The organism is Crossiella sp. S99.2 (assembly GCF_023094165.1).
Taxonomy (GTDB): domain Bacteria; phylum Actinomycetota; class Actinomycetes; order Mycobacteriales; family Pseudonocardiaceae; genus Crossiella.
The window spans coordinates 337,127-357,029 of the sequence record NZ_JALMDK010000003.1; the positions used below are offsets into that span (position 1 = coordinate 337,127).

At 71.8% G+C, this 19,903-nt stretch carries 20 protein-coding genes; 5 read left to right on the plus strand and 15 right to left on the minus strand.

All coding sequences use genetic code 11. The annotated features are described in order from the left end of the window. Window positions 1–5: 5 nt before the first annotated feature. Together MZC64_RS12800 and MZC64_RS12805 are read right to left on the minus strand one after the other, a co-directional pair. Window positions 6–920, minus strand: a complete 915-nt coding sequence (locus MZC64_RS12800) for a sigma-70 family RNA polymerase sigma factor (RefSeq protein WP_247757017.1) — start codon at window positions 918–920, stop codon at window positions 6–8. A 4-nt stretch (window positions 921–924) separates the two neighbouring features. Next, window positions 925–1,314, minus strand: a complete 390-nt coding sequence (locus MZC64_RS12805; RefSeq protein ID WP_247757016.1) for a VOC family protein — start codon at window positions 1,312–1,314, stop codon at window positions 925–927. Between the two features lie 170 nt (window positions 1,315–1,484). Between MZC64_RS12805 and MZC64_RS12810 the strand changes: the two genes are divergently transcribed. Next, window positions 1,485–2,759, plus strand: coding sequence for a sensor domain-containing protein (locus MZC64_RS12810; RefSeq protein ID WP_247757015.1), 1,275 nt, complete (start codon window positions 1,485–1,487; stop codon window positions 2,757–2,759). Here the strand turns inward: MZC64_RS12810 and MZC64_RS12815 are convergent. From MZC64_RS12815 to MZC64_RS12865, 11 genes are all read right to left on the minus strand, one after another. Next, window positions 2,756–5,101, minus strand: coding sequence for a DUF4132 domain-containing protein (locus MZC64_RS12815; protein WP_247757013.1), 2,346 nt, complete (start codon window positions 5,099–5,101; stop codon window positions 2,756–2,758). The genes MZC64_RS12810 and MZC64_RS12815 overlap by 4 nt on opposite strands. A gap of 1 nt (window position 5,102) precedes the next feature. Then, window positions 5,103–5,498: a hypothetical protein gene (locus tag MZC64_RS12820; RefSeq protein WP_247757011.1), complete on the minus strand. Its 396-nt coding sequence runs from the start codon at window positions 5,496–5,498 to the stop codon at window positions 5,103–5,105. A 45-nt stretch (window positions 5,499–5,543) separates the two neighbouring features. Then, window positions 5,544–5,936, minus strand: a complete 393-nt coding sequence (locus tag MZC64_RS12825; RefSeq protein WP_247757010.1) for a hypothetical protein — start codon at window positions 5,934–5,936, stop codon at window positions 5,544–5,546. A gap of 123 nt (window positions 5,937–6,059) precedes the next feature. Then, window positions 6,060–6,716: a response regulator transcription factor gene (locus MZC64_RS12830; protein WP_247757008.1), complete on the minus strand. Its 657-nt coding sequence runs from the start codon at window positions 6,714–6,716 to the stop codon at window positions 6,060–6,062. Between the two features lie 126 nt (window positions 6,717–6,842). Further along, window positions 6,843–8,438, minus strand: a complete 1,596-nt coding sequence (locus MZC64_RS12835; RefSeq protein ID WP_247757006.1) for a sensor histidine kinase — start codon at window positions 8,436–8,438, stop codon at window positions 6,843–6,845. A 15-nt stretch (window positions 8,439–8,453) separates the two neighbouring features. Continuing rightward, entirely contained in the window at window positions 8,454–9,209 is a 756-nt protein-coding gene (locus MZC64_RS12840; protein ID WP_247757004.1) for a hypothetical protein, read from the minus strand. Then, window positions 9,206–9,919, minus strand: a complete 714-nt coding sequence (locus tag MZC64_RS12845; RefSeq protein WP_247757003.1) for an ABC transporter ATP-binding protein — start codon at window positions 9,917–9,919, stop codon at window positions 9,206–9,208. The genes MZC64_RS12840 and MZC64_RS12845 overlap by 4 nt, the downstream gene beginning before the upstream one ends. 75 nt (window positions 9,920–9,994) lie before the next feature. After that, entirely contained in the window at window positions 9,995–10,990 is a 996-nt protein-coding gene (locus tag MZC64_RS12850) for an RNA polymerase subunit sigma-70 (RefSeq protein ID WP_247757001.1), read from the minus strand. 85 nt (window positions 10,991–11,075) lie between these two features. Further along, window positions 11,076–11,924, minus strand: a complete 849-nt coding sequence (locus MZC64_RS12855; protein WP_247756999.1) for a sucrase ferredoxin — start codon at window positions 11,922–11,924, stop codon at window positions 11,076–11,078. Window positions 11,925–12,040: 116 nt separating this feature from the next. Then, on the minus strand, window positions 12,041–12,793 hold the full coding sequence (locus MZC64_RS12860) for a crotonase/enoyl-CoA hydratase family protein (protein WP_247756997.1): 753 nt from the start codon (window positions 12,791–12,793) through the stop codon (window positions 12,041–12,043). After that, a complete protein-coding gene (locus MZC64_RS12865; RefSeq protein WP_247756995.1) occupies window positions 12,790–13,971 on the minus strand; it encodes a cytochrome P450 in 1,182 nt (393 codons plus the stop codon). The genes MZC64_RS12860 and MZC64_RS12865 overlap by 4 nt, the downstream gene beginning before the upstream one ends. A gap of 181 nt (window positions 13,972–14,152) precedes the next feature. Here MZC64_RS12865 and MZC64_RS12870 point away from each other — a divergent pair, with 181 nt between their 5' ends. After that, window positions 14,153–14,788 carry an MSMEG_1061 family FMN-dependent PPOX-type flavoprotein gene (locus MZC64_RS12870; RefSeq protein ID WP_247756993.1) on the plus strand — a complete coding sequence of 212 codons (636 nt, stop codon included), beginning with the start codon at window positions 14,153–14,155 and terminating at the stop codon, window positions 14,786–14,788. On the opposite strand, the gene MZC64_RS12875 is transcribed toward MZC64_RS12870, so the two are convergent. Beyond that, entirely contained in the window at window positions 14,773–15,012 is a 240-nt protein-coding gene (locus MZC64_RS12875; RefSeq protein ID WP_185004968.1) for a TetR/AcrR family transcriptional regulator, read from the minus strand. The genes MZC64_RS12870 and MZC64_RS12875 overlap by 16 nt on opposite strands. A gap of 117 nt (window positions 15,013–15,129) precedes the next feature. Here MZC64_RS12875 and MZC64_RS12880 point away from each other — a divergent pair, with 117 nt between their 5' ends. The 3 genes from MZC64_RS12880 (at window position 15,130) to MZC64_RS12890 (ending at window position 19,495) form a co-directional block, all read left to right on the plus strand. After that, window positions 15,130–15,876 carry an SDR family oxidoreductase gene (locus tag MZC64_RS12880; protein ID WP_247756992.1) on the plus strand — a complete coding sequence of 249 codons (747 nt, stop codon included), beginning with the start codon at window positions 15,130–15,132 and terminating at the stop codon, window positions 15,874–15,876. Between the two features lie 72 nt (window positions 15,877–15,948). Further along, on the plus strand, window positions 15,949–16,299 hold the full coding sequence (locus MZC64_RS12885; protein WP_247756991.1) for a nitroreductase/quinone reductase family protein: 351 nt from the start codon (window positions 15,949–15,951) through the stop codon (window positions 16,297–16,299). A gap of 37 nt (window positions 16,300–16,336) precedes the next feature. Next, window positions 16,337–19,495, plus strand: a complete 3,159-nt coding sequence (locus tag MZC64_RS12890) for a UvrD-helicase domain-containing protein (protein ID WP_247756990.1) — start codon at window positions 16,337–16,339, stop codon at window positions 19,493–19,495. On the opposite strand, the gene MZC64_RS12895 is transcribed toward MZC64_RS12890, so the two are convergent. Further along, entirely contained in the window at window positions 19,492–19,866 is a 375-nt protein-coding gene (locus tag MZC64_RS12895) for a hypothetical protein (RefSeq protein WP_247756989.1), read from the minus strand. The two genes, MZC64_RS12890 and MZC64_RS12895, sit on opposite strands and share 4 nt — an antisense overlap. Window positions 19,867–19,903: the final 37 nt, after the last annotated feature.

The window sequence follows — 19,903 nt, forward strand, 5'->3', positions numbered from 1 at the left end:
GCAACCTAGCGGTCGGCACCGACAACGCCGGGCCGTTCCCCACCACCACTGTCCGGAAGACGCAGGGCGGCGAGCCGGGCCGGATCGACCAGGATCGCGATGGCGATGATCCGGCCGTCGGCCACGGTGAAGGAGATCAGCGAGAGCGGGGTGCCGTCCTCCCGCCAGGAGACGTACCCGGGCAGGCCGTTGACGAGCACCGCCTGATGGCGGGCGACCGCACCCGCGGCCAGGCGCGCGCCGGCGGCGACCGCGGTGGCGCCCAGGGTGACGACCACCCCGCCCGGGGTGTCCACCGCCAGCCGCACATCCGGGTCGAGCACGCGCAGCAGCGCCGCGAAATCGCCACCGGCCGCGGCCGCGCGGAAGGCCTGGACCACCGCGCGCTGCTCCCGGCTGGGCGCCGTCGGCGGCTCGGTGGCCCGCACCTTCCGGCGGGCCCGGCTGGCGATCATCTTGGTGGCGTCGGCGGATTTGCCCAGGATCTGGCCGATCTCGGCGAAGGGCACCCCGAACAGGTCGTGCAGCACGAAGGCCAGCCGCTCGCCCGGTCCGAGTGAGTCCAGGACGATCAGCAGCGCGAGCCCGACCGAGTCGGCCAGCGCGACGTGCTCGGCCGGTTCGGGGCCGTCATCGACGGTGATCACGTATCCGGGCACCTGGTCGCCGTAGACGGTCTCCGGGCGGGTCTGGCGGGAGCGCAGGACGTCCAGGCTGATCCGGCCGACCACCGTGGTCAGCCAGCCCGCCAGATTGTCGATGGTCGCGGTGTCCTGGCGGGCGACCCGCAGCCAGGCCTCCTGAACCGCGTCCTCGGCGTCGGCGTGCGAGCCGAGCACGCGGTAGGCGAGGGCGCGCAGCCGGTCGCGCTGGGCCTGGAACGCCGCGGCCACCAGGTTCGCCTGGCTGGGGTCGGTCATCAGGTCACCGGGCCCGGCGCGGTTCGCGCAGCGAGATCCGGTTGCCGTCCGGGTCCACCGCCGCGATGCGCACGCCGAAGGGGTAGTCCTCCGGTTCGGACCGGTCGAAGGTCACGCCACGCCCGCGCATCACCTCGAAATCCTTGCGCAGATCGTCGGACTCCAGGACCAGCGGACCGGGCGCGGCGAGCTGCCACGCCTCGACCCGCGGGTCCGGCTCGTGCGACCACAGGATGATCTGGACCGGACCGCCGGGCACGCCCACGGTGAGGAAGCGGCCCTCCGCCCCCGGGTAGTCGATCTGTTTCTCCAGGCCGAGTCCCTCGGTGTAGAACTCCAGCGCCCGGTCCTGATCGGTGACGCAGACCGTCACGAACATGATGTTCTTCAGCATCCTGGTCCTCCACTCCACTGTCGGTGTCGCCGGTATGACGGGAGCGGGCGGGCAAAGGTAACCGGAGGGATCCCCGCACCACCATGACGGTAGGTCCACCACCACTGCGCCGGTCTGGGGCGACCAGCGAGAATGAGCGGGCAACAGTCGCACTGGGGAGGAACTGACGGATGGCCGTGGCACACCGCGTGGGCAGGTTCGCCCTGCTGAGCTGGACGATTCCGCTGGTCGTCTACGCGGGACTGGGCATCGCGCTGTTCGGTCTGGTGGTGGCCTCCTTCGCCTTGTACACGGTGTGGCTGGGCCTGCCCATGTCGATCCTGTGCTTCGCGATCCTGCGCGGCTACACCGACCTGCACCGCCGCTGGGCGGGCGCCGTGCTCGGCGTCCGGATCGGCCGCCCGTACCGGCCGCGCACCGACAAGGGGTTCTTTCGGCTGCTGCGGCACGTGGTCAGCGATCCGGCGAGCTGGCGGGACTTCGCCTGGCTGCCGCTGAACCTCCTGGTCGGCATCGCGGTCTGCGCGATCGTGCTGGCCCTGTTCTTCGCCGGGCTGGGCGGGATCATCGCACTGCCCTGGTTCATCTGGCCGTTCCTGCCCGAGGGCACCAGCTTCACCCTGACCTTCTGGACCATCGACTCCTGGGTCTCGGCCTTCTTCGTCGGCACCGGACACGGCCTGGTCTACCTGGCGCTGTGGTACATCGGCAGCCAGTGGATCTTCCGCGGCTACGCCATCCTGGCCAGGGCGCTGCTGGCCCCCACCGAGAAGACCATGCTGGTCACCCGGGTGCGTGAGCTGGCCGAATCGCGGGCGGACGCGGTGGACACCCAGGCCGCCGAACTGCGCCGGATCGAACGCGACCTGCACGACGGGGCGCAGGCCCGGATGGTCGCCATGGGCATGAGTCTGGGTATGGCCGAGCAACTCATGGCGAAGGATCCGAAGGCCGCGCAGGAACTGCTGGCCGAGGCCCGGCAGGCCAACACCCAGGCGCTCTCGGAGCTGCGGGACCTGGTGCGCGGCATCCACCCGCCGGTGCTGGCCGACCGCGGGCTGGCCGGGGCGGTGCAGGCGCTGGTGCTGGCCAATCCGCTGCCCACCGATGTGGAGATCGAACTGCCTGGCCGGTTGCCCGCGCCGGTGGAGTCGGCGGCCTACTTCGCGGTGGCCGAGGCGCTGACCAACGTGGTCAAGCACAGCGGCGCGGCCAAGGCGTGGGTGCGGGTGACCCACTCCGAGGGCCAGCTGCACGTGCTGGTCGGCGATGACGGGCAGGGCGGGGCGAACCCCAGTGGCGGCACCGGCCTGCGCGGCATCGAACGGCGGCTGTCCGCCTTCGACGGGCGGGTCATGGTGACCAGCCCGGCTGGTGGGCCGACCGTGGTGGTGATGGATCTGCCGTGCGAGCCGGTGCCGACCGTGGTCAGCGGCGACGCCTAAACCCGGTTGTTCAGCTGGCTGGTGATGGTGGGGTCGGTGATCCGGTCGTCCTTGGCCAGCAACAGCACCTTGGACAGGATCACGCTGAGCTGGTCGTCGCCGTCGAAGGGCAGCAGCACCTTGCCGCCCTTGCCGCGGTTGCCGGGCACGATGCACAGGTAGCGGTCGTCGGGCTCGATGAGCACGTTCGTCGAGCCCAGGTGCACCCGGTAGCTGGCCAGGTTGCCGCGCACCCGGACGAACCGCTCGGTCAGCTCGACCCGGTCGGCCACCGCGAGTTTGGGCAGCAGGTGAGCTAGGACTTCCCGGCGGACCTGGGCCCGCGCGCTCAGCTCGCCGAAACTGACCTGTTGCCAGTAGCCGAAGTGCGGGTCCTCGCCGCGGTCCACCCAGTTGGGGTCCAGGGCGATCGAGCACACGCCGACGAACAGGTCCGCGTCGCGCATGGCCTCGGTGAAGACCAGTTCGGGGACCTCGTCCAGGGTGAGCGGGGTCTTGGCGCGGTCGGTGGCGCGGTGGAACCAGATCCGGTCGGTGGAGCACAGTTCGGCCGGGCCGTGCGCGTTGGCGTCGGTGGGGAAGTGCTCGAAGACCGCGACCAGGCCGGCGTCCCGGAACTCCCGGCGGGCCCGGCCCTCGTAGCCGCCGTCGTAGGGGCCGAGGTAGTTGGCGACCCAGCCGCGTTCCTTGAACAGCGCGTAGGTCTGGGCGTAGCGCAGCACGTGCGCGGCGAACCGGTTCGAGTAGGTTCCGGTGGCGCGTTCGGCGTCGGTGAGCAGGTAGACCTCGCGGAATGCCTGCTTGAACGGCTGCCGGAATTCCTTGGCCAGCAACCAGGTCCGCCAGGCCGCGACCTGCTCGGTGGCGGCCCGCGCCGGGTGCCACAGCCGCACCGGGCCCGCCGGGAAGTCGATCTCGCCGTCCAGGGTGAGCAGCCGCCCGTGCTGGGGCAGTCCGGTGGTCTCGCCGACGGTCCACAGCAGGCGGGCGGCGATCCGGCCGGTTAGCGGGTGGTCCAGGTAGTACTGCCGCCACTCGGCCTGGTCCCATTCGCGGTCCTCGGCGAAGAGACCCTCCAGCCGGCGCCGCTCGCCCGCGAGGACGGCCTTGACCTCGGTGATCCGCCGCTTGAGCGCCCGCACCGCCGACTCCTCGGCCGCCGCGGGCGGTTTGGCCACCCAGTCCGCGCCGTCCTGCCAGCGCACGGTGATCCCGAGATCCTCGCCGAGCAGCACTCGCGCCCGCACGTCGTTGCGGTCCAGCTCGACCACACCGTCGGCGTCGAATCCGGCGTCGTCCACCAGCCGCTCGGCCAGCTGCCCGGGGGAGAGCCCCAGGCGCGCGCCTGCCGCGGTCAGCGCGGCGGCGATGAGTTTGCGGTCGCCGTTGTTGCGGGTGGCCGCGTCCAGACGCAGCAACGCCTGCACAGCCTCGGCGCTGCCGAGTAGGCCGAGCGCGAAGTAGGCGGAGTTGGGCACCTTCTGGCTGGTGATCCACCCGTCCCCGGTGCTCAGCGATCGCTGGGCCACTCGCACCAGCGCGGTCACCGCCCAGTCCGGCCGCAGCTGACCGGCCGCCCAGGCCGCGGCGCGGACCAGGTCGGCGTTGCGGTCGTGCACGACGATGGGCAGCTGCTCGCCCCAGACGCAGTCCACCGGCACGGGTTCGGCGTCGGCCACCCGGTCCAGCAGGGTGCGCAGCACCGCCAGAGTGCCGGGCTGGGCGAACACCGTTGCGGTGCCGGTGGTCCAGGTCTTGGTGGGTTTGCTGCCGGTCGCGGTGGCCAGCTGGCGCAGCACGGCGGTGGCGGCCGCCGGGTCGTGCCCGGCCAGCTCCGCGCGCACCGCGATCGCCCAGCCGTCCTCGCCGAAGAGCACCGAGAGATCCAGCTCCGCGCCCTGTTCCTCGGGCAGTGCCGCGGCCAGCCGGGACCGCAACGAACCGCGGTCCTCCGGGGCCAGATCGGCCCGCTGGTTCAGCGCGGCCAGCAACGCCCGGGTGGCCGCCACCGACCCGGCCTGCCGGGCCAGCGCCGCGGCGACCCGGAAGGGCACCAGGACATCCCCGTGCTTGGCCTTGATCGCCACCGCGGCGGCCTGTTCGGCGTCCTCCGGGGTGACGGTGAACGGCACGCGCAGCACCGAGGTGACCAGTTCGCGCAGCTCCCACCAGTGACCGTTGCTCACCAGCCCACTCGCGGTCAGGCGCACCAGCGTCATCAGCACCGACCCGATCCGCTCCGGCGGCTCCTCGGCCAGCCCCAGCGCCCAGCCCTCGAACCGGCCCTCGCGCAGCGGGACCATCAGGTCCCTGGCCCGGTTCTCGTGGTCCTTCCAGGACACCTCAGCCCCCCACCAGCGGAACCAGCCGGACAAAACTCACCTCATCGGCCTCGGTCAGGGTCAGCGGCTCGTCCAGGTCACCGACCTGGCGGTCGCCGACGAAAACGAAGAACCCGTTGCGCCCGAACGCCCGCACCGCGGTGTCCGCGGCGGCCTCCCAGTCCAGCCGGCGCGGCCGCCGGGACCGGTAGCCGTTGAGCGCGGTCTCCGCCGCCGACGGCGTGACCAGCCCGGCGAAGCGGGCCGCCGGACGCGCGTTGTGCCGGGCGACCTCCTCCCGGACCCGGAAGCGGATCAGCTCCCGCAGCGTGATCGGGCTGGGCACCCCGGCCAGCAGCAGCCGGGCGGTCTCCTGCCCGGTCGGTGTCGCGTCGGTAATGACGATGTTCATCCCCACGGCGCGGACTATGGCAGCCGCCACCGACAATCCGGGCGCGGGGCCTCAGGGGCGGGGGTTCTTGTGGTTGTCCTTGACCGCCTCGAACCGGCTCTTCTCCACCACGGTGTTGGTGACAAAGCAGAACCGGTACACCACGATCCCGCCGCGCCCGCTGGGCTGCTCGTCCTTGGACAGGAAGTGCCTGCAGTTGGCCCCGCGTGGTTTCGGCGGTCCCTGCTGGCGGTAGCGGGCCAGCATCTTGGAACTGCCGTGCGGCAGGATCCGGTCCGCCTCGGCCTTGCTCTGGCCCACGCTGACCGCGTCGTAGGTGCTGCGCTCCAGGGCCATGCCGTCCCAGGCCTTGAGGATCCAGCAGCCGGCGATGAAGGCGACCAGGGTCACCGTCAGCACCACGCCCACACCGATCCCCATGGCGTTGCGGACTCTCCGGTTCATCACCCCGACTGTTCCTTCCCCCACCACTGCCGCCGACTCAGCCAGACTCCTCCGGCGGGGGCGCTGACCACATCACTCTGAAGTCTGGGGCCGCGCTCACGAAGGTCTACCCCGGGATCCATCTCAGGTGCCACCGAGCCCGGCCTCATGCGCCAGGATCGCGGCCTGCACCCGGTTCGAGCAGTCGAGTTTGCCCAGCACCCGGCTGACGTACATCTTGACCGTGGCCTCGCTCATGTAGAGCCGCCCGCCGATGTCGGCGTTGGACAAGCCCTGGGCGAGCAGTTCGAGAACCTCGCGTTCGCGGTCGGTGAGCACGTCCAGGCGACGCTGGGCGTCCACCGCCTTCGCGGTGCCGCCGGTGGCCGAGACCCGGCCGATCACCCACTTGGTCACCGACGGGGACAGGTAGGCCTCACCGGCGGCCACCACCTGCACGGCGCGGATGAGTTCCTCGGGCGCGGAGTCCTTGAGCAGGAACCCGGCGGCCCCGGCGTCCAGCGCCCGGCCGATGTACTCGGACTCGCCGAAGGTGGTGAGGATGACGACCCGGGTGTCCGGGGCGAGCCTGGTCAGCTCGGCCAGTGCGGAGAGGCCATCCATGCCGGGCATCCGGATGTCGAGCAGCAGCACGTCGGCGGAGCGCGCGGTGACCTCGGCGATGGCCGCACGGCCGTCACCGGCCTCGGCGATCACCTCGATGTCCTCGGCCGCGGACAGCACGAGCTTGATGCCCGCACGCACCAGCGGTTCGTCATCGGCGACGATCACCCGGACCACGTGTGCCTCCCACTTGGCCGCGCCCGGCCCTCGCCCTGTGCTGGGAGATGCTCGCACACTCGACCTGGGCGAGCTGCGGCGACGGGGAAATGATCCAGCCGGGGCGAGCGGCAGCGACGGGGCACATCAGAACGGCCGCTTGACGACCAACCGATCTTTCTGGGTCAACTGCCCGTCCCGGAAGCAGAACCGGAACGCCTCGGTCCGGTTCTCCGGCAACTCGGAGCCCTCCACGTAGTAGTACCGGCAGCGCGTGCCCTCCGGCGGCGGGCCGGCCTGGTCGCCGATGCGCGTCTCGGCCCCCACACTGGCCTCGCCGAAGCGTTCCACCATGACCTGTTCGGTCTCCCCGAGCCTGGCCTCGTGGAACCGCTCGGGCACCAGCATCTCGCCGTTGCGGATGATCACCCACACGATGGCCCCGACGAAGGAGATCAGGCTGAACAGGACGAGTCCGCTGATGGCAAGGCCGGTGAGCACCGGGCGGTGCCGGATGGTCTGCATCAGGGTGCTGACCTCGGTGCGGGCCAGCGGATGGGTGGCGGGCACGGTGGTCAGCGGGGCGTCGAGGTCCTCCTCGGTCTCGGCGGCCGGCTCGCCCTCGAAGGGCAGCACCGCGGCGACCCGGAACCCGCCGTCGGCGGTGTGCGCGGCGTGCAGCACGCCCCCGGCCAGCCGCACCCGCTCCCGCAACCCGGTCAGCCCCTGCCCGCTGCCGCCACCCCGCGGCGCGGCGGTGGCGGCGGTGTTGACCACCTCGATGATCACCGCGTCGGACTCGTAGTTGAGCCGGACGGTGACCGCGCCGCCGGGGGCGTGCCGCAGCGCGTTGGTCAGGCCCTCCTGGGTGACCCGGTAGATCGCGTTCTCGATCGGCCGGGGCAGCGGCACCGCCTGGCCGGTCTCGGCCTGACTGACCCTGGCGCCACTGCTGCGCGCGGATTCCAGCAGTTCGGGCAGCTGGTCCAGGCGGCGGGCGTGCAGTGGCACGTCCTGGCTGTCCTGGCCGAGCACGCCGATGATCTCCCGCAGCTCCTCCATGGCCCGCCGCGCGGTGTCGTGCAGGATCCCGGCGGCCTCGGCCTGGGCCGGATCCTGGCTCGCCGCGAGCTTGAGCCCGCCCGCTTGCAGGGAGATCAGGGTGAGGTGGTGGCCCAGGCTGTCGTGCATGTCCACCGCGATCCGGGTGCGTTCCCGGATCCGCGCCTCGGCGACCAGCGAGCGGCGTTCCCGCTCCAGGTACACCGCGCGTTCCCGCAACGCCTCCACCAGCAGGCTGCGCCGGGCGCTGCTGCGGCCCAGCACCGCGGGCAGCAGGATGAACCACAACGTCATGATCACGTTGAAGCCCAGGACCATCATGCTGGACACCACGCTCTCCCCGTAGAGCGGGGAGACCGCGGCGGCCACCGCGAAGTGGCCGAGGGCGGCGGCGAGCAGCTTGTACAGCGGTCCGATCCGCCTGCCCGCCGCGTAGGCCAGCGGGATGCCCACCGCGCCCACCCCGAGCGCGCCCACGACCAGCGCGGTGGCCGGGAAGCGGCGGCGCAGGAACAGCGAGACCGCGGTGACCGTCACGGCCGGGATGGCGACCTCGGTGGCCAGCGGCCAGGGCGGCAGCAGCAGCACGGAGATCCCGACCAGCAGGTAGAGCCCGCTTTCCAGGGTCCACTGCCGCCAGCCGGAGATGCCCAACCACGGCTGCCGGGCAGTGGTGTCCATCTGGGCAGTCTAGTTTCAGCGCAGGTCGGCGGTGGCGTTGCGGCTCACCGCGATGGCCAGCGGCCCGCCGATGGCCAGCACCGTCAGCGTGATCGCCTGCCACAGCGGCAGCTCGCCCGGGTTGAACAGCCGGGAGAAGGCGGCGTTGATGTTGAGCCAGGACAGGATGTCGGTGGCCAGCGGGGAGAGGGTGGCCAGGCCCTGCACGGCGCTGAGCACGAACGGCACCGCGATCGCGATGAGCAGGCTGAACAGCACGCTGCGGGTGGCCGCGCCGAGGGCGAAACCGAAGGCGTAGGCCAGCAGCAGGCTGCCGAAGCCCTCCAGCAGCAGCGCGTCCAGACTGCCCACGCTCTGCCCGCCCGCGGCGGCGAATCCCGCGACGGTGATCCCGCCGAGCGCGGTGGCCAGGCCGAAGCCGAGCACGCCTGCCAGCAGCGCGGAGATGGCCTGGGCGCTGAACCAGCGGCCGCGGTCGGAGCTGACGCCCAGCACCACGGCCACGCCGCGGCGGGCCCACGGGTCGACCGCGAGCACGGCCCCGGCGACCGGGGCGAGCAGCACCAGCAGACTCAGGTAGAGCGCGAGCCCGGTGGTCTGCTTCTCCGGGGTGAACGAGCTGATGTTGGCCAGCACCGTGATCAGCACGGCGGTGCCCAGCGCCGCGGGCAGCAGCAGCGCGAGCAGTCCGGCGCGGTGCGCCCGGAGGGTGCCGAGGTGGGTTTTGACCAGCAGCGGCAGGCCGATGGGCGCAGGGGTCAGGGTGGTCATCCGGCTTTCCTCAGCTCCGTGTCGTGGGCCTGCAGGTACAGCTCTTCCAGGCTGGCGCCTGCGGCGCGCAGCACCTGGATCGACTCGTCCAGCACGATCCGGCCTTCCCGGATGAGCACCACCCGGTCGACGTAGGTCTCCAGGGCGAGCAGGTCGTGGCTGGAGACGAGCACGGTCGCCCCGGCCAGCGCGCGTTCGGCCAGGGTGTCCCGGACGAAGCGCTGGGCCACCGGGTCCAGGCCGTTGGTGGGTTCGTCCAGCAGCAGCACCGGCCGGTCGCCGAGCAGGGCGAGCCCGAGGGCCAGGCGCTGGCGCATGCCCAGGGAGTAGGTGCGGATGCGGTCCCCGGCGGCCTTGGTGAGGTCGACTCGGGCGAGCATGTCCTCGGCGGCGTGCGCGGGCAGGCCGAGCAGGTCGGCGATGAGGGTGGCCGCGAGCCTGCCGGTCCAGTTGGGCGGCAACGCGGAGGCGTCCAGGGAACTGCCCACGACCCGCCCGACCGAGGGGTAGTCGCGGACGTTCTTGCCGAGCACGAGCAGCCGGCCTGCGTCGGGCCGGGCCAGCCGCAGCGCGCTGCGCATCAGGGTGGTCTTGCCCGCGCCGTTGTGCCCGACCAGTGCGGTGACCTGTCCGGGCGCCGCGGCGAAGGACACCCCGTCCAACACCGTGCGGCGCCCGAACCGCTTGCTGACGTTCTCTGCCTCAAACATGACACAACGGTAGAAAAGCGCAGGTCACTCCGTCAGTTGCCCAAAGTCGAGCGGGCAGCTGACCTTCGTCTGGGCTTAGCGGGTGATCGGCAGTGTCGCGGGCAGACCAAAGGCGGTGATCAACTTCCCCTCGAAGGTGGTCACCTCGGCGACCAGCCCGTCCTCCACCCGCAGCACGTCCAGGGCGGCCACCGTGTACTCGGTCGCGCCGGGCTTGAGCACGTAGTTGGCCACCGCGGGCTGCCGGTTGACCCAGGTGGGCAGCGCGGCCCACTGGCCCCAGGAGTCGGAGCCGCCGGGCATGACGGTGCTCCACTGGGCGATGAGTTCGTCCCGGCCGCGCATCGAGAACGGGTGCGGCGGCATCGTGTGCAGCGCGTCGGCGTGCAGCAGCTGGGCCATCGCGGTCATGTCGGCGGATTCGGTGGCGGCGATGAAGCGGGCCAGGATGTCGCGTTCCTCGGCGGAGGGTTCGGCGGGCACTGTCCAGTCCGCGCGCCGCCGGGGCAGGTGTTCCTTGAGGGTGGCGCGGGCGCGCTGCAGGGCGCTGTTGGCCGAGGCGACGGTGGTGTCCAGGGCCTTGGCGGTCTCGGCGGCGGCCCAGCCGAGCACATCACGCAGGATCAGCACGGCCCGCTGGCGGGGCGGCAGGTGCTGCAGCGCGGTGAGGTAGGCCAGCTCGATGGTCTCCCGGGCCACCACCACGGCGTCGGGTTCGTCCGCGGCGGGCGCGGCCGGCTCCAGGAGCTGATCGGGGTAGGGCTGCAGCCAGGACACCTCACTGGTGGTGGCCAGTTCCGGATCGGCCACCGCGGTCTGCTGCGGGGCCGGCCGCTTGGCGATGGCGTCCAGGCTGGCGTTGGTGGCGATCTTGTACAGCCAGGCCCGCAAGGTGGCCCGCCCCTGGTAGGTCTCCCGGCGGTGCCAGGCCCGCAGGAAGGTCTCCTGGACCAGGTCCTCGGACTCCTCGAAGGAGCCGACCATCCGGTAGCAGTGCACCCGCAGCTCGTGCCGGTGCCGTTCGACGAGCTGTCCGAAGTCCTGCTCGTTCATGGTGACCGCGACGTCCACAACGCCTCCCCGGGTTACGTGCGCCGCTGTCCGGCGCGTCACCAGTTATGACCGACCTGCCCGCACAAAGTAATCTCCGCGCAGGTCAGACCGGTCGCAGCCGGACCGCGGCGAAGGCGGACCGCGGCGCGGGTTCCTCACCACAACTGGCCGGCGCCGCGGGCAACGGCCGTTCCGCGACCTCCACCAGCCATCGCCGCCCGTCCAGGTGCTCGACCCGGACCGGTTCATCCTGTTCCTCGAACACCGTGAGCGCATCCGGATCCAGCTCGGCCGAGGCCGCCCGCACCGCGAGTTCCGCGGCTTGCCCCCGCCGGCTCCACGTGCTCCGCCCCCGCAACCCCGCGGTCTCGACCTGCCCCTTACGCGCCCCCAGCAACGCGGCCTGGGCGGTGGCCAGATCGAGCCGGCCGTAGCTGTACCCGGTGGGCAGCACCAGCCCGGTGGGCGCGAACCGGTGCCCGCCAAGGTGACTGCACTCCCAGATCGCGGGCCGGAACCCCTGGTCAAGTTCCTCGGCGATGGGCCGGCCCAGCTGGGTGCAACACCGATCCCGCCGGCCGTTGGTGCAGATCAGCAGCAGCGGCTCGGCGGTGGGCTCACCCAGGCGGGGGTCGGCGAAGTCCAGGTCGAGCAGCGCACGCGGGTCGGCGAGGGTGGCGGTGTGCAGGCTGGTCGCGCCGGGTGTGGTCCGCGCCAGGAACACCCGCCGCGGCCGCGCGGGATCGCTGCGCCCAGGCGAGCGAATCAACAACACCTTGACCCCGGTGCCCTCAGTGCGCCGGATCAGCTCCGCCCCGAGCGCCGGATCAAGCCGGCTTTCCAGCAGCGCCTTGCGCCCCCAGGGGCCGGGCTGTTCCAGGCAGAGCCAGGTCGCGGCAGTCGGCCCGGTGGCCGCCACCGGCTCGGCCAGCCACGCCGCGCAGCCGGTCATGCGCGCTCCGTGACGGTGTTCTCGCTGGTCACGACGTCAGTGTGCACCCTCGGCGGTGGGTGGCGGCGCTGGGCCGTCCGCGATGGTCGTGCGCGGTGACCGGCGCGGGTGGCTGATCAACAGCCCTGCCACCGCGGCGCCCGTTTCTCGCTGAACGCCGCCGCCCCCTCCCGGGCATCCATCGACGCCGAAACCTTGTGATACCAAGGATCCTGGATCGCGAACGCGTCCCGCTCGATCGCCGGACGCACGATCTGTTTCACCGCGGCCAGCGCGAGCGGCGCGTTCCGGCTGATCCGGGCCGCCAGCTCCAGGGCCACGGCCAGAGCTTCGCCGTCGGGCACCACGCGGTTGACCAGGCCGTAACTCGCCGCCGTGGCGGCGGGCAGGGGGTCGCTGGTGAGCAGGAGTTCCATCGCGATGTGGTGGGGGAGGCGTTGGGGGAGGCGGGTGACGCCGCCTTCGCCGGCGATCAGGCCGCGTTTGACCTCGGGGAGGCCGAACTGGGCGGATTGGGCGGCGATGATGAGGTCGCAGGCCAGGGCCAGCTCGAAACCGCCTGCCACCGCGTAGCCCTCGACGGCGGCGAGCAGGGGTTTGGTGAGGGGGCGGCGGGTCAGGCCGGCCAGGCCCTGCTCGCCGATCACCGGGATGTCCTCGCCCGCGGCGAAGGCGCGGAGGTCCATGCCGGCGCAGAAGTGGCCGCCCGCGCCGTGCAGGACGGCGGCGGTGAGGCTGGGGTCGGACTCCAGGCGGTCCAGGGCGGCGCTGACCGCGAGGGCGGTGGCGTGGTTGATGGCGTTGCGGGCCTGGGGACGGTTGAGGGTGATGACCAGGACGGTGTCCACGGTCTCGGTGTTGACGGTCATCGGCGCACCACCGGCAGGCTCTCCAATCCGCGCATGACGCGGAAGGGGCGCCAGCGCAGTTCGTGTTCGGGGGCGGCCAGGCGGATCTCGCCCAGCTTGTGCAGCACCAGGTTCACCGCGAGCGCACCCTCCATTCTGGACAGTGCGGCGCCGATGCAGAAGTGCGGGCCGCGGCCGAAGGTCAGGTGGTCGTTGGGGTCTCGGGTCAGGTTCAGGCGGTCGGGGTCGGGGAAACGGGCCGGGTCCCGGTTGGCCGAGCCGATCAGCAGGCTGACGATGTCGTCGGGCTGGATGAGGCGGTCGTGCAGGCGGATCGGCTGGGCGGCCACCCGGAAGGTGGCGTCGCGGACCGGGGAGTCGTAGCGCAGCAGCTCTTCCAGGCCGGTGCCGATCAGGGCCGGGTCGGCACGCAGCGCCTGGAGCTGGCCGGGGTGGCGGAGCAGGGCGAGCATGCCGTTGCCGATGAGGTTGACCGTGGTGTCGTGGCCGACGAGCAGCAGCAGGTAGGCGGTGCCGGCCAGCTCTTCCTCGGAGAGCTGCTCCCGCGCGCCGACCAGGGCGCCCAGCAGGTCGAGTTCGCCGGTGCGCTGGTGGCGTTTGTGCGCGATGAGTTCGGCGAGGAAGGCGCGCAGCCGGTCGTCGGTGCGCCGGCCCGCGGTGGGCACCACGGTGTTGGTGAGCAGGGTCCGCGTCGCGGGGGTGTTCAGCTGCTCGGGCACACCGAGGATGGTGCAGATCAGGGTGAAGGTCAGCAGCAGCGCGAACTCGCCGATGAGGTCGATGCCGGTGTCCGGGTCGAGGCGGTCCAGCAGGTCCTCGGCGGTGCGCTGGATGAAGGGTTCCAGCGCGGCGATCCGGCGGGGCAGGAACGCGGTGCTGACCAGGCGGCGCAACCGGGTGTGCTCGGGCGGGTCGGCGTGCACGAGGTGCTTGTTGAGCCCCTCGGGTCCCGGCCGGTAGCCGGGGACGGCGTCGGGGTTCTTGCTCAGGCGCTCATCGCCGAGCAGGGCGCGGACGTCGTCGTGGCGGGAGATGTGCCAGATGAGGCGGCCGTCGCGTTTGCGTTCGGCGAAGACCGGGGCGTGCTCGCGCAGCCAGCGGAAGTACGGGTAGGGATCACTGGCCCGGCGGGCCAGCAGTTCGGCGGGCGGACTCGCCTGCACCAGGACGTCGGTCATCTGCGCGTCGGCGCCTTTCGCTCCTGCGATCGACCCCGAGGCGGGTCCGCTCACGCCGAATCGAAACGCATCCGGGGGCGTACCCGGCGCAAGATCACCCGATCTTGTGATCATCGGCGGCGGGGACTTGTGCGGGAAACCGGCGCGTGCCATCCGATCATCCGCGGCTAGCCTGGGCGGCATGACTGGGGACCTGTTCACCGACGCCATCCGCTCACCCGAGGCGCTGCGCGCGATCTACGAGGCGCCCTCGCCGCTGGCCGCGCGCAAGCAGATCAGCGAGATCGACGAGATGGCCCACCGGTTCATCGCCTGCTCCCCACTGGTGTTCCTCTCCAGCACCAGCGCGGCGGGCGACTGCGATGTCACCCCGCGCGGCGGCCCGGCCGGCTTCGTCACCGTGCTCGACGACAAGCACCTGGCCATCCCGGACGCCACCGGCAACAAGCGCCTGGACACCTGGCACAACGTGCTGGAGACCGGGCGGGCCGGGCTGCTCTTCGTCATCCCCGGCCGCGGGCAGACCCTGCGGATCAACGGCGCCGCCTGCATCAGCGCCCGCCCGGAACTCCTGGACTCCCTCACCGCCGTCGGCAAGCCCCCGCGCACCGCGCTGGTGCTGCGGGCCGAGGAGGTCTACGCGCACTGCCCCAAGGCGTTCGTGCGCTCGAAGGCCTGGCAGCCGGAGGGCTGGCCCGATCCCAGCACCCAGCCCACTCCGGCCGAGGTCACCCACGCGCACCTGCGCTCGCCCGAGATCACCATCGCGATGGTCGAGCAAAGCCAGCGGGAGAGCCTGCTCTACCGCTTGGAGTGATCATCGGGTAACCGGGTGCGCACCAGTTCGACCAGTTCCTCCTTGTCCTTGATGTGGCGGTACAGGGCCATCGGGGAGCAGCGCATCCGCTCGGCGACCCGGCGCATGCTCACCCCCGCGAGCCCCTCCTCGGTGGCGATGGCCACCGCGGCGGCGACCACCGCCTCTCGTGTCAACCTGGCCGGGCGACCCGGCCGGCGTGGTTGCTGGCCCCCAGGCGTCATCACATGAGTGTGCCTGAGACAAGCCAGTCCCAAACTACGCAAAACGTGCACCAGCAGAACCGTTGTGTTTCGGTCTTGACACCAGGCGTCCACGCGCGCAACCGATTGGAGCAGCCCATGCCACCCGTCACCGTGATCACCGGGGGCAGTCGCGGCATCGGGGCGGCCACCGCCCGCCGCCTCAGCGCCGACGGCCACCGGGTCGCCATCAGCTACGTCCAGGCCAGCGGACCGGCCGAGGAACTGGCCAGGGAGATCGCGGGCGCGGGCGGCCGCTGCGTGGCGGTGCGCGCCGACACCACCGTGCAAGCCGATGTGGACCGGCTCTTCGACCTGGCCGGGCAGGAGCTGGGCGTGGTCACCGGGCTGGTCAACAACGCCGGCATCACCGGACCGCTGGGCAGGCTGGCCGACCTGTCCGGGGACACCCTGCGCCGGGTGGTGGAGGTCAACGTGGTCGGCTACCTGCTCTGCGCCCAGCGCGCCGCCCGGCAGATGGCCGCCTCCGCGGGCGGGGCGGGCGGGGCGATCGTGAACATCTCCTCGGCCGCGGCCACCCTGGGCAGCCCCAACGAGTACGTGCACTACGCCGCGACCAAGGGCGCGGTGGACTCGATGACCGTGGGCCTGGCCAAGGAACTCGCGCCCGAGGGCATCCGGGTCAACGCGGTCGCCCCTGGCATCATCCAGACCGAGATCCACGCCGCCATGGGCGATCCGGACCGCCCGCAACGCCTGGCCGGGCGCATCCCGGCCGGACGGCCCGGCGAGCCCGGCGAGATCGCGGCGGCCATCGCCTGGCTGCTGGGCCCGGATTCCTCCTTCACCACCGGTGCGGTGGTCCGGGTGGCGGGCGGACTCTAGACGTTGCGCGGGCTGTCCCGGCGTTGTGTTCGCGGTAAGCGCGGCGTCAGGGCCGCCGCCTACGCTGCCGCCATGACCTACCTGAGCAGCGCGAACGCCGCCGAGCGCACGCTGACGCTCGCCGCGGGCCCGGAACGGCCGAAGCTGACCTACCACACCGATGGTGACCGCCTGGTCGTCTTCGCCGCCGTCGGTGGGGCGCCCCAGCACCCGGACTGGTTCCACCAGGTCCTCACCCACCCGGAGGTCACCGTCGAACTCGACGGCGAGACCTTCCCCGCCGTCGCCGCGGTCACCACCGGCCCGGAGCGGTACCGGATCTGGTCCACCGCGGTCCGCCGCACCCCCGCGCTGGCGGAGTACCAGGTCAGGGCCGGGGCCAGGACGATCCCGGTGATCACGTTGCGCCGTCGGGAAGTCTGAAGACGAGGGTGTCGGTGCGGGCTGGCAAGATCGCCGTGTGCGCTTCTACGCTGACCTGCACATCCACTCGAAGTACTCCCGCGCCTGCAGCCGCGACTGCGACCTGGAACACCTGACCTGGTGGGCCAGACGCAAGGGCATCGCCCTGGTCGGCACCGGCGACTTCACCCACCCCGCCTGGTACGCGCACCTCACCGAGACCCTGGAGCCCGCCGAACCCGGGCTGTACCGGCTCAAACCCGACCTCGACCGCGACATCAACCGGACCCTGCCCGGTAGCTGCGCGGGCACCGAGGTCCGGTTCATGCTCTCGGTGGAGATCTCCACCATCTACAAGCGCGGCGACAAGACCCGCAAGGTCCACCACCTCATCTACATGCCGGACCTTGAGGCCGCTGCCCGGTTCAACCAGCGCCTGGGCAAGATCGGCAACCTCGGCTCGGACGGCCGCCCCATCCTCGGCCTGGACTCCCGCGACCTGCTGGAGATCACCCTGGAGGCCAGCCCGGACGCCTACCTGGTGCCAGCGCACGTGTGGACGCCGTGGTTCGCGGTGCTGGGCTCCAAATCCGGCTTCGACGCCATCGAGGACTGCTACCTCGACCTGGCCCAGCACATCTTCGCGGTGGAGACCGGCCTGTCCAGCGACCCGGAGATGAACTGGCAGGTCTCCGGCCTGGACAAGTACCGCCTGGTCAGCAACAGCGACGCGCACTCCCCGCCGATGCTGGGCCGGGAGGCCACCGTCTTCGACACCGACCTGGACTACTTCGCGCTGCGCCGCGCCCTGGAGACCGGCGAGGGCTTCGCCGGGACCGCGGAGTTCTTCCCCGAGGAGGGCAAGTACCACCTCGACGGGCACCGCAAATGCGATGTGCGCTTCGACCCGGCGCAGACCCGCGCGCACCAGGGCCGCTGCCCGGAGTGCAAGAAGCCGCTCACCGTCGGCGTGCTGAGCCGGATCAACGATCTGGCCGACCGGCCGCTGGGCTTCCGGCCCGAGGGCGCGGCCGGGTTCCGCAACCTGGTGCCGCTGCCGGAGATCATGAGCGAGATCGTCGGGGTCGGGCCGAAGTCGAAGAAGGTGCAGACCGAGCTGAACGCGCTGACCACCGCGCTCGGCCCGGAACTGGCCATCCTGGACGAGGTGCCGCTGCACCTGATCGCCGAACAGCACGAGCTGCTGGGCGAGGCGATCGGCCGGTTGCGGCAGGGCAAGGTCTTCCGCGATTCCGGCTTCGACGGCGAGTACGGCGTGATCCGGATGTTCGAGCCGGGCGAACTGCGCCGCCGCACCGAGGCCAACACCTTCGCCCTGTTCGAGGACTCCCTCTTCGCGCCGGAACCCACCGCACCCGCCCGCCGCGCCGACCCGGAACCGGACCTGTTCGCCGAGCCGGAACCCGAGCCCGAGACGACTGAACCCGCCGATCTCGCGCCGGAAGCCGCCACTGAGTCCGATCCCGTGGCCGTGCCGTCCCTGCTCGACGGCCTGGACCCCGATCAGCGCGCCGCCGCCGAACGCCTTGGCGGCCCGCTGCTGATCATCGCCGGACCCGGCACCGGCAAGACCCGCACCCTGACCCACCGCCTCGCCCACCTGGTCACCGCGCACGACGTGCCACCGGAACAGTGCCTGGCGATCACCTTCACCCGCCGCGCCGCCGAGGAGATGCGCGAACGCCTCGCCGCCCTCGCCCCCGGGCACGCCGGGCGGCTGACCATCTGCACCTTCCACGCGCTGGGTGTGCGTTTCCTGCGTGAGCTGCACGAACGCCTCGGCCTGTCGGCCAACTTCACCATCGCCGGCACCGAGCACCAGCTCGCGATCCTCACCGAGATCACCGGCGCGGAGAAGACCGCCCGCGAACTCCTCGACGGCAAGACCGAATGGGATGCGGACCTGCGCGACCGCTACACCAAAACCCTGCGCGCCAGGGACCTGGTCGACTTCGACGACCTGATCACCCAGCCAGTCGCCCTGCTCGAAGCCGATCCGGAACTGGCCGAGTCCTACCGCGACCGGTACCGGTGGATCTCGGTGGATGAGTACCAGGACGTGGACGAACTCCAGTACCGGCTGCTGCGGCTGCTGGCGGGGGAACGGGCCAACCTGACCGCCATCGGCGACCCCGACCAGGCCATCTACCGCTTCCGCGGCGCCGACGTCGGCTTCTTCCTGCGGTTCCGGCAGGACTTCCCCGGCGCGGCGACCGTGCAGCTCACCCGCAACTACCGCTCCGGCAAGCACATCATCACCGGCGCCCGCCAGGCGATCGAACCCACCACCCTGGTGCCGGGCCGGGAACTGCTCGCCTGCGGCAGCCACGCCGAGCACGCGCTGATCGGCCTGCACACCGCCGCCGACGAGACCACCGAGGCCGCCTTCCTCGCCCGCACCATCGACCAGCTGCTCGGCGGATCCTCCTTCCACTCCCTGGACAGCGGCCGGGTCCAGGGGGATGGCGACGGTGGCCTGTCCTTCAGCGATTTCGCCGTGCTCTACCGCACCGACAGCCAGGCCCGCGCCGTGGTGGAGGCGCTGACCAGGGCCGGGGTGCCGTTCCAGAAACGCTCGCACGACCGGCTGCTGCACCGCCCCGGCGTCGCGGAGATCCTGCGCGAGCTGAGTTTCGTCGGCCCCGAGCAGGCCACCGATGTCCCGGCCAGGGTGCGGGCCGCCGCCGAGGCCGCGCTGAGCCGGATCCCGGCGGCCGAGCTGGACGAACGGGCCGTGGACATCCACACCGCGCTGGATCTGCTGGCCCCGCTGAGCCGGGCGCACGAACACGACCTGGACGCCTTCCGCACCGAGCTGTCCCTGGGCGCGGAGGTCGACTCGATGGATCCGCGGGCCGACCGGGTCTCGCTGCTGACCCTGCACGCGGCCAAGGGCCTGGAGTTCCCGGTGGTCTTCCTCATCGGCTGCGAGGACGGTCTGCTGCCGCTGCGCTGGCAGGGCGCGACCGACCTGGACGCCGAGCACGTCAACGAGGAGCGGCGGCTGTTCTTCGTCGGCATGACCAGGGCCCAGGACCGGCTCTACCTCAGCCACGCCGCCCAGCGGCACCGCCACGGCGCGGACCGGAACCTGCCGGTCTCCCCGTTCCTGGCGGTGCTGGGCCCGGACCTGTTGGAACGGCACGGCGAGGCGGTGCCGCGCAAGCGCAAACCGCGGCAGATCAGCCTGTTCTAGTCGGCAGGGTGGCGGCTGATCAGCACGATCACCGCGATGGCCAGCCCGATCGCGAGCACGCCCTGGTAGAAGCCGGTGAACGCGGTGATCGCCGCGGTGACCATGCCGACCACCTGCATCGTCACCGCCAGCGGCCGGGCCCAGGCCGGGCTGGCGAGCAGCCTGAGCGCGGCCAGGAAGACCAGCAGCGCGATCAGCGGGTTGGCCACGACCACCACCCAGGCGAACCCGGTGACGGTCTGGCCGTGGTCGAGGCGGGTGGAGATGGTCAGCAGCTGCACCACCCAGGTGCCCAGCGAGGCCACCGCCTGGGCGAACATGATCACCCTGGCCGCGGTCAGTCCCCGTGGTGTGCGCACCGCTGTGTCCATCGGGACCCCTCCCCTTGCACCATGGTTAACGTCCGGC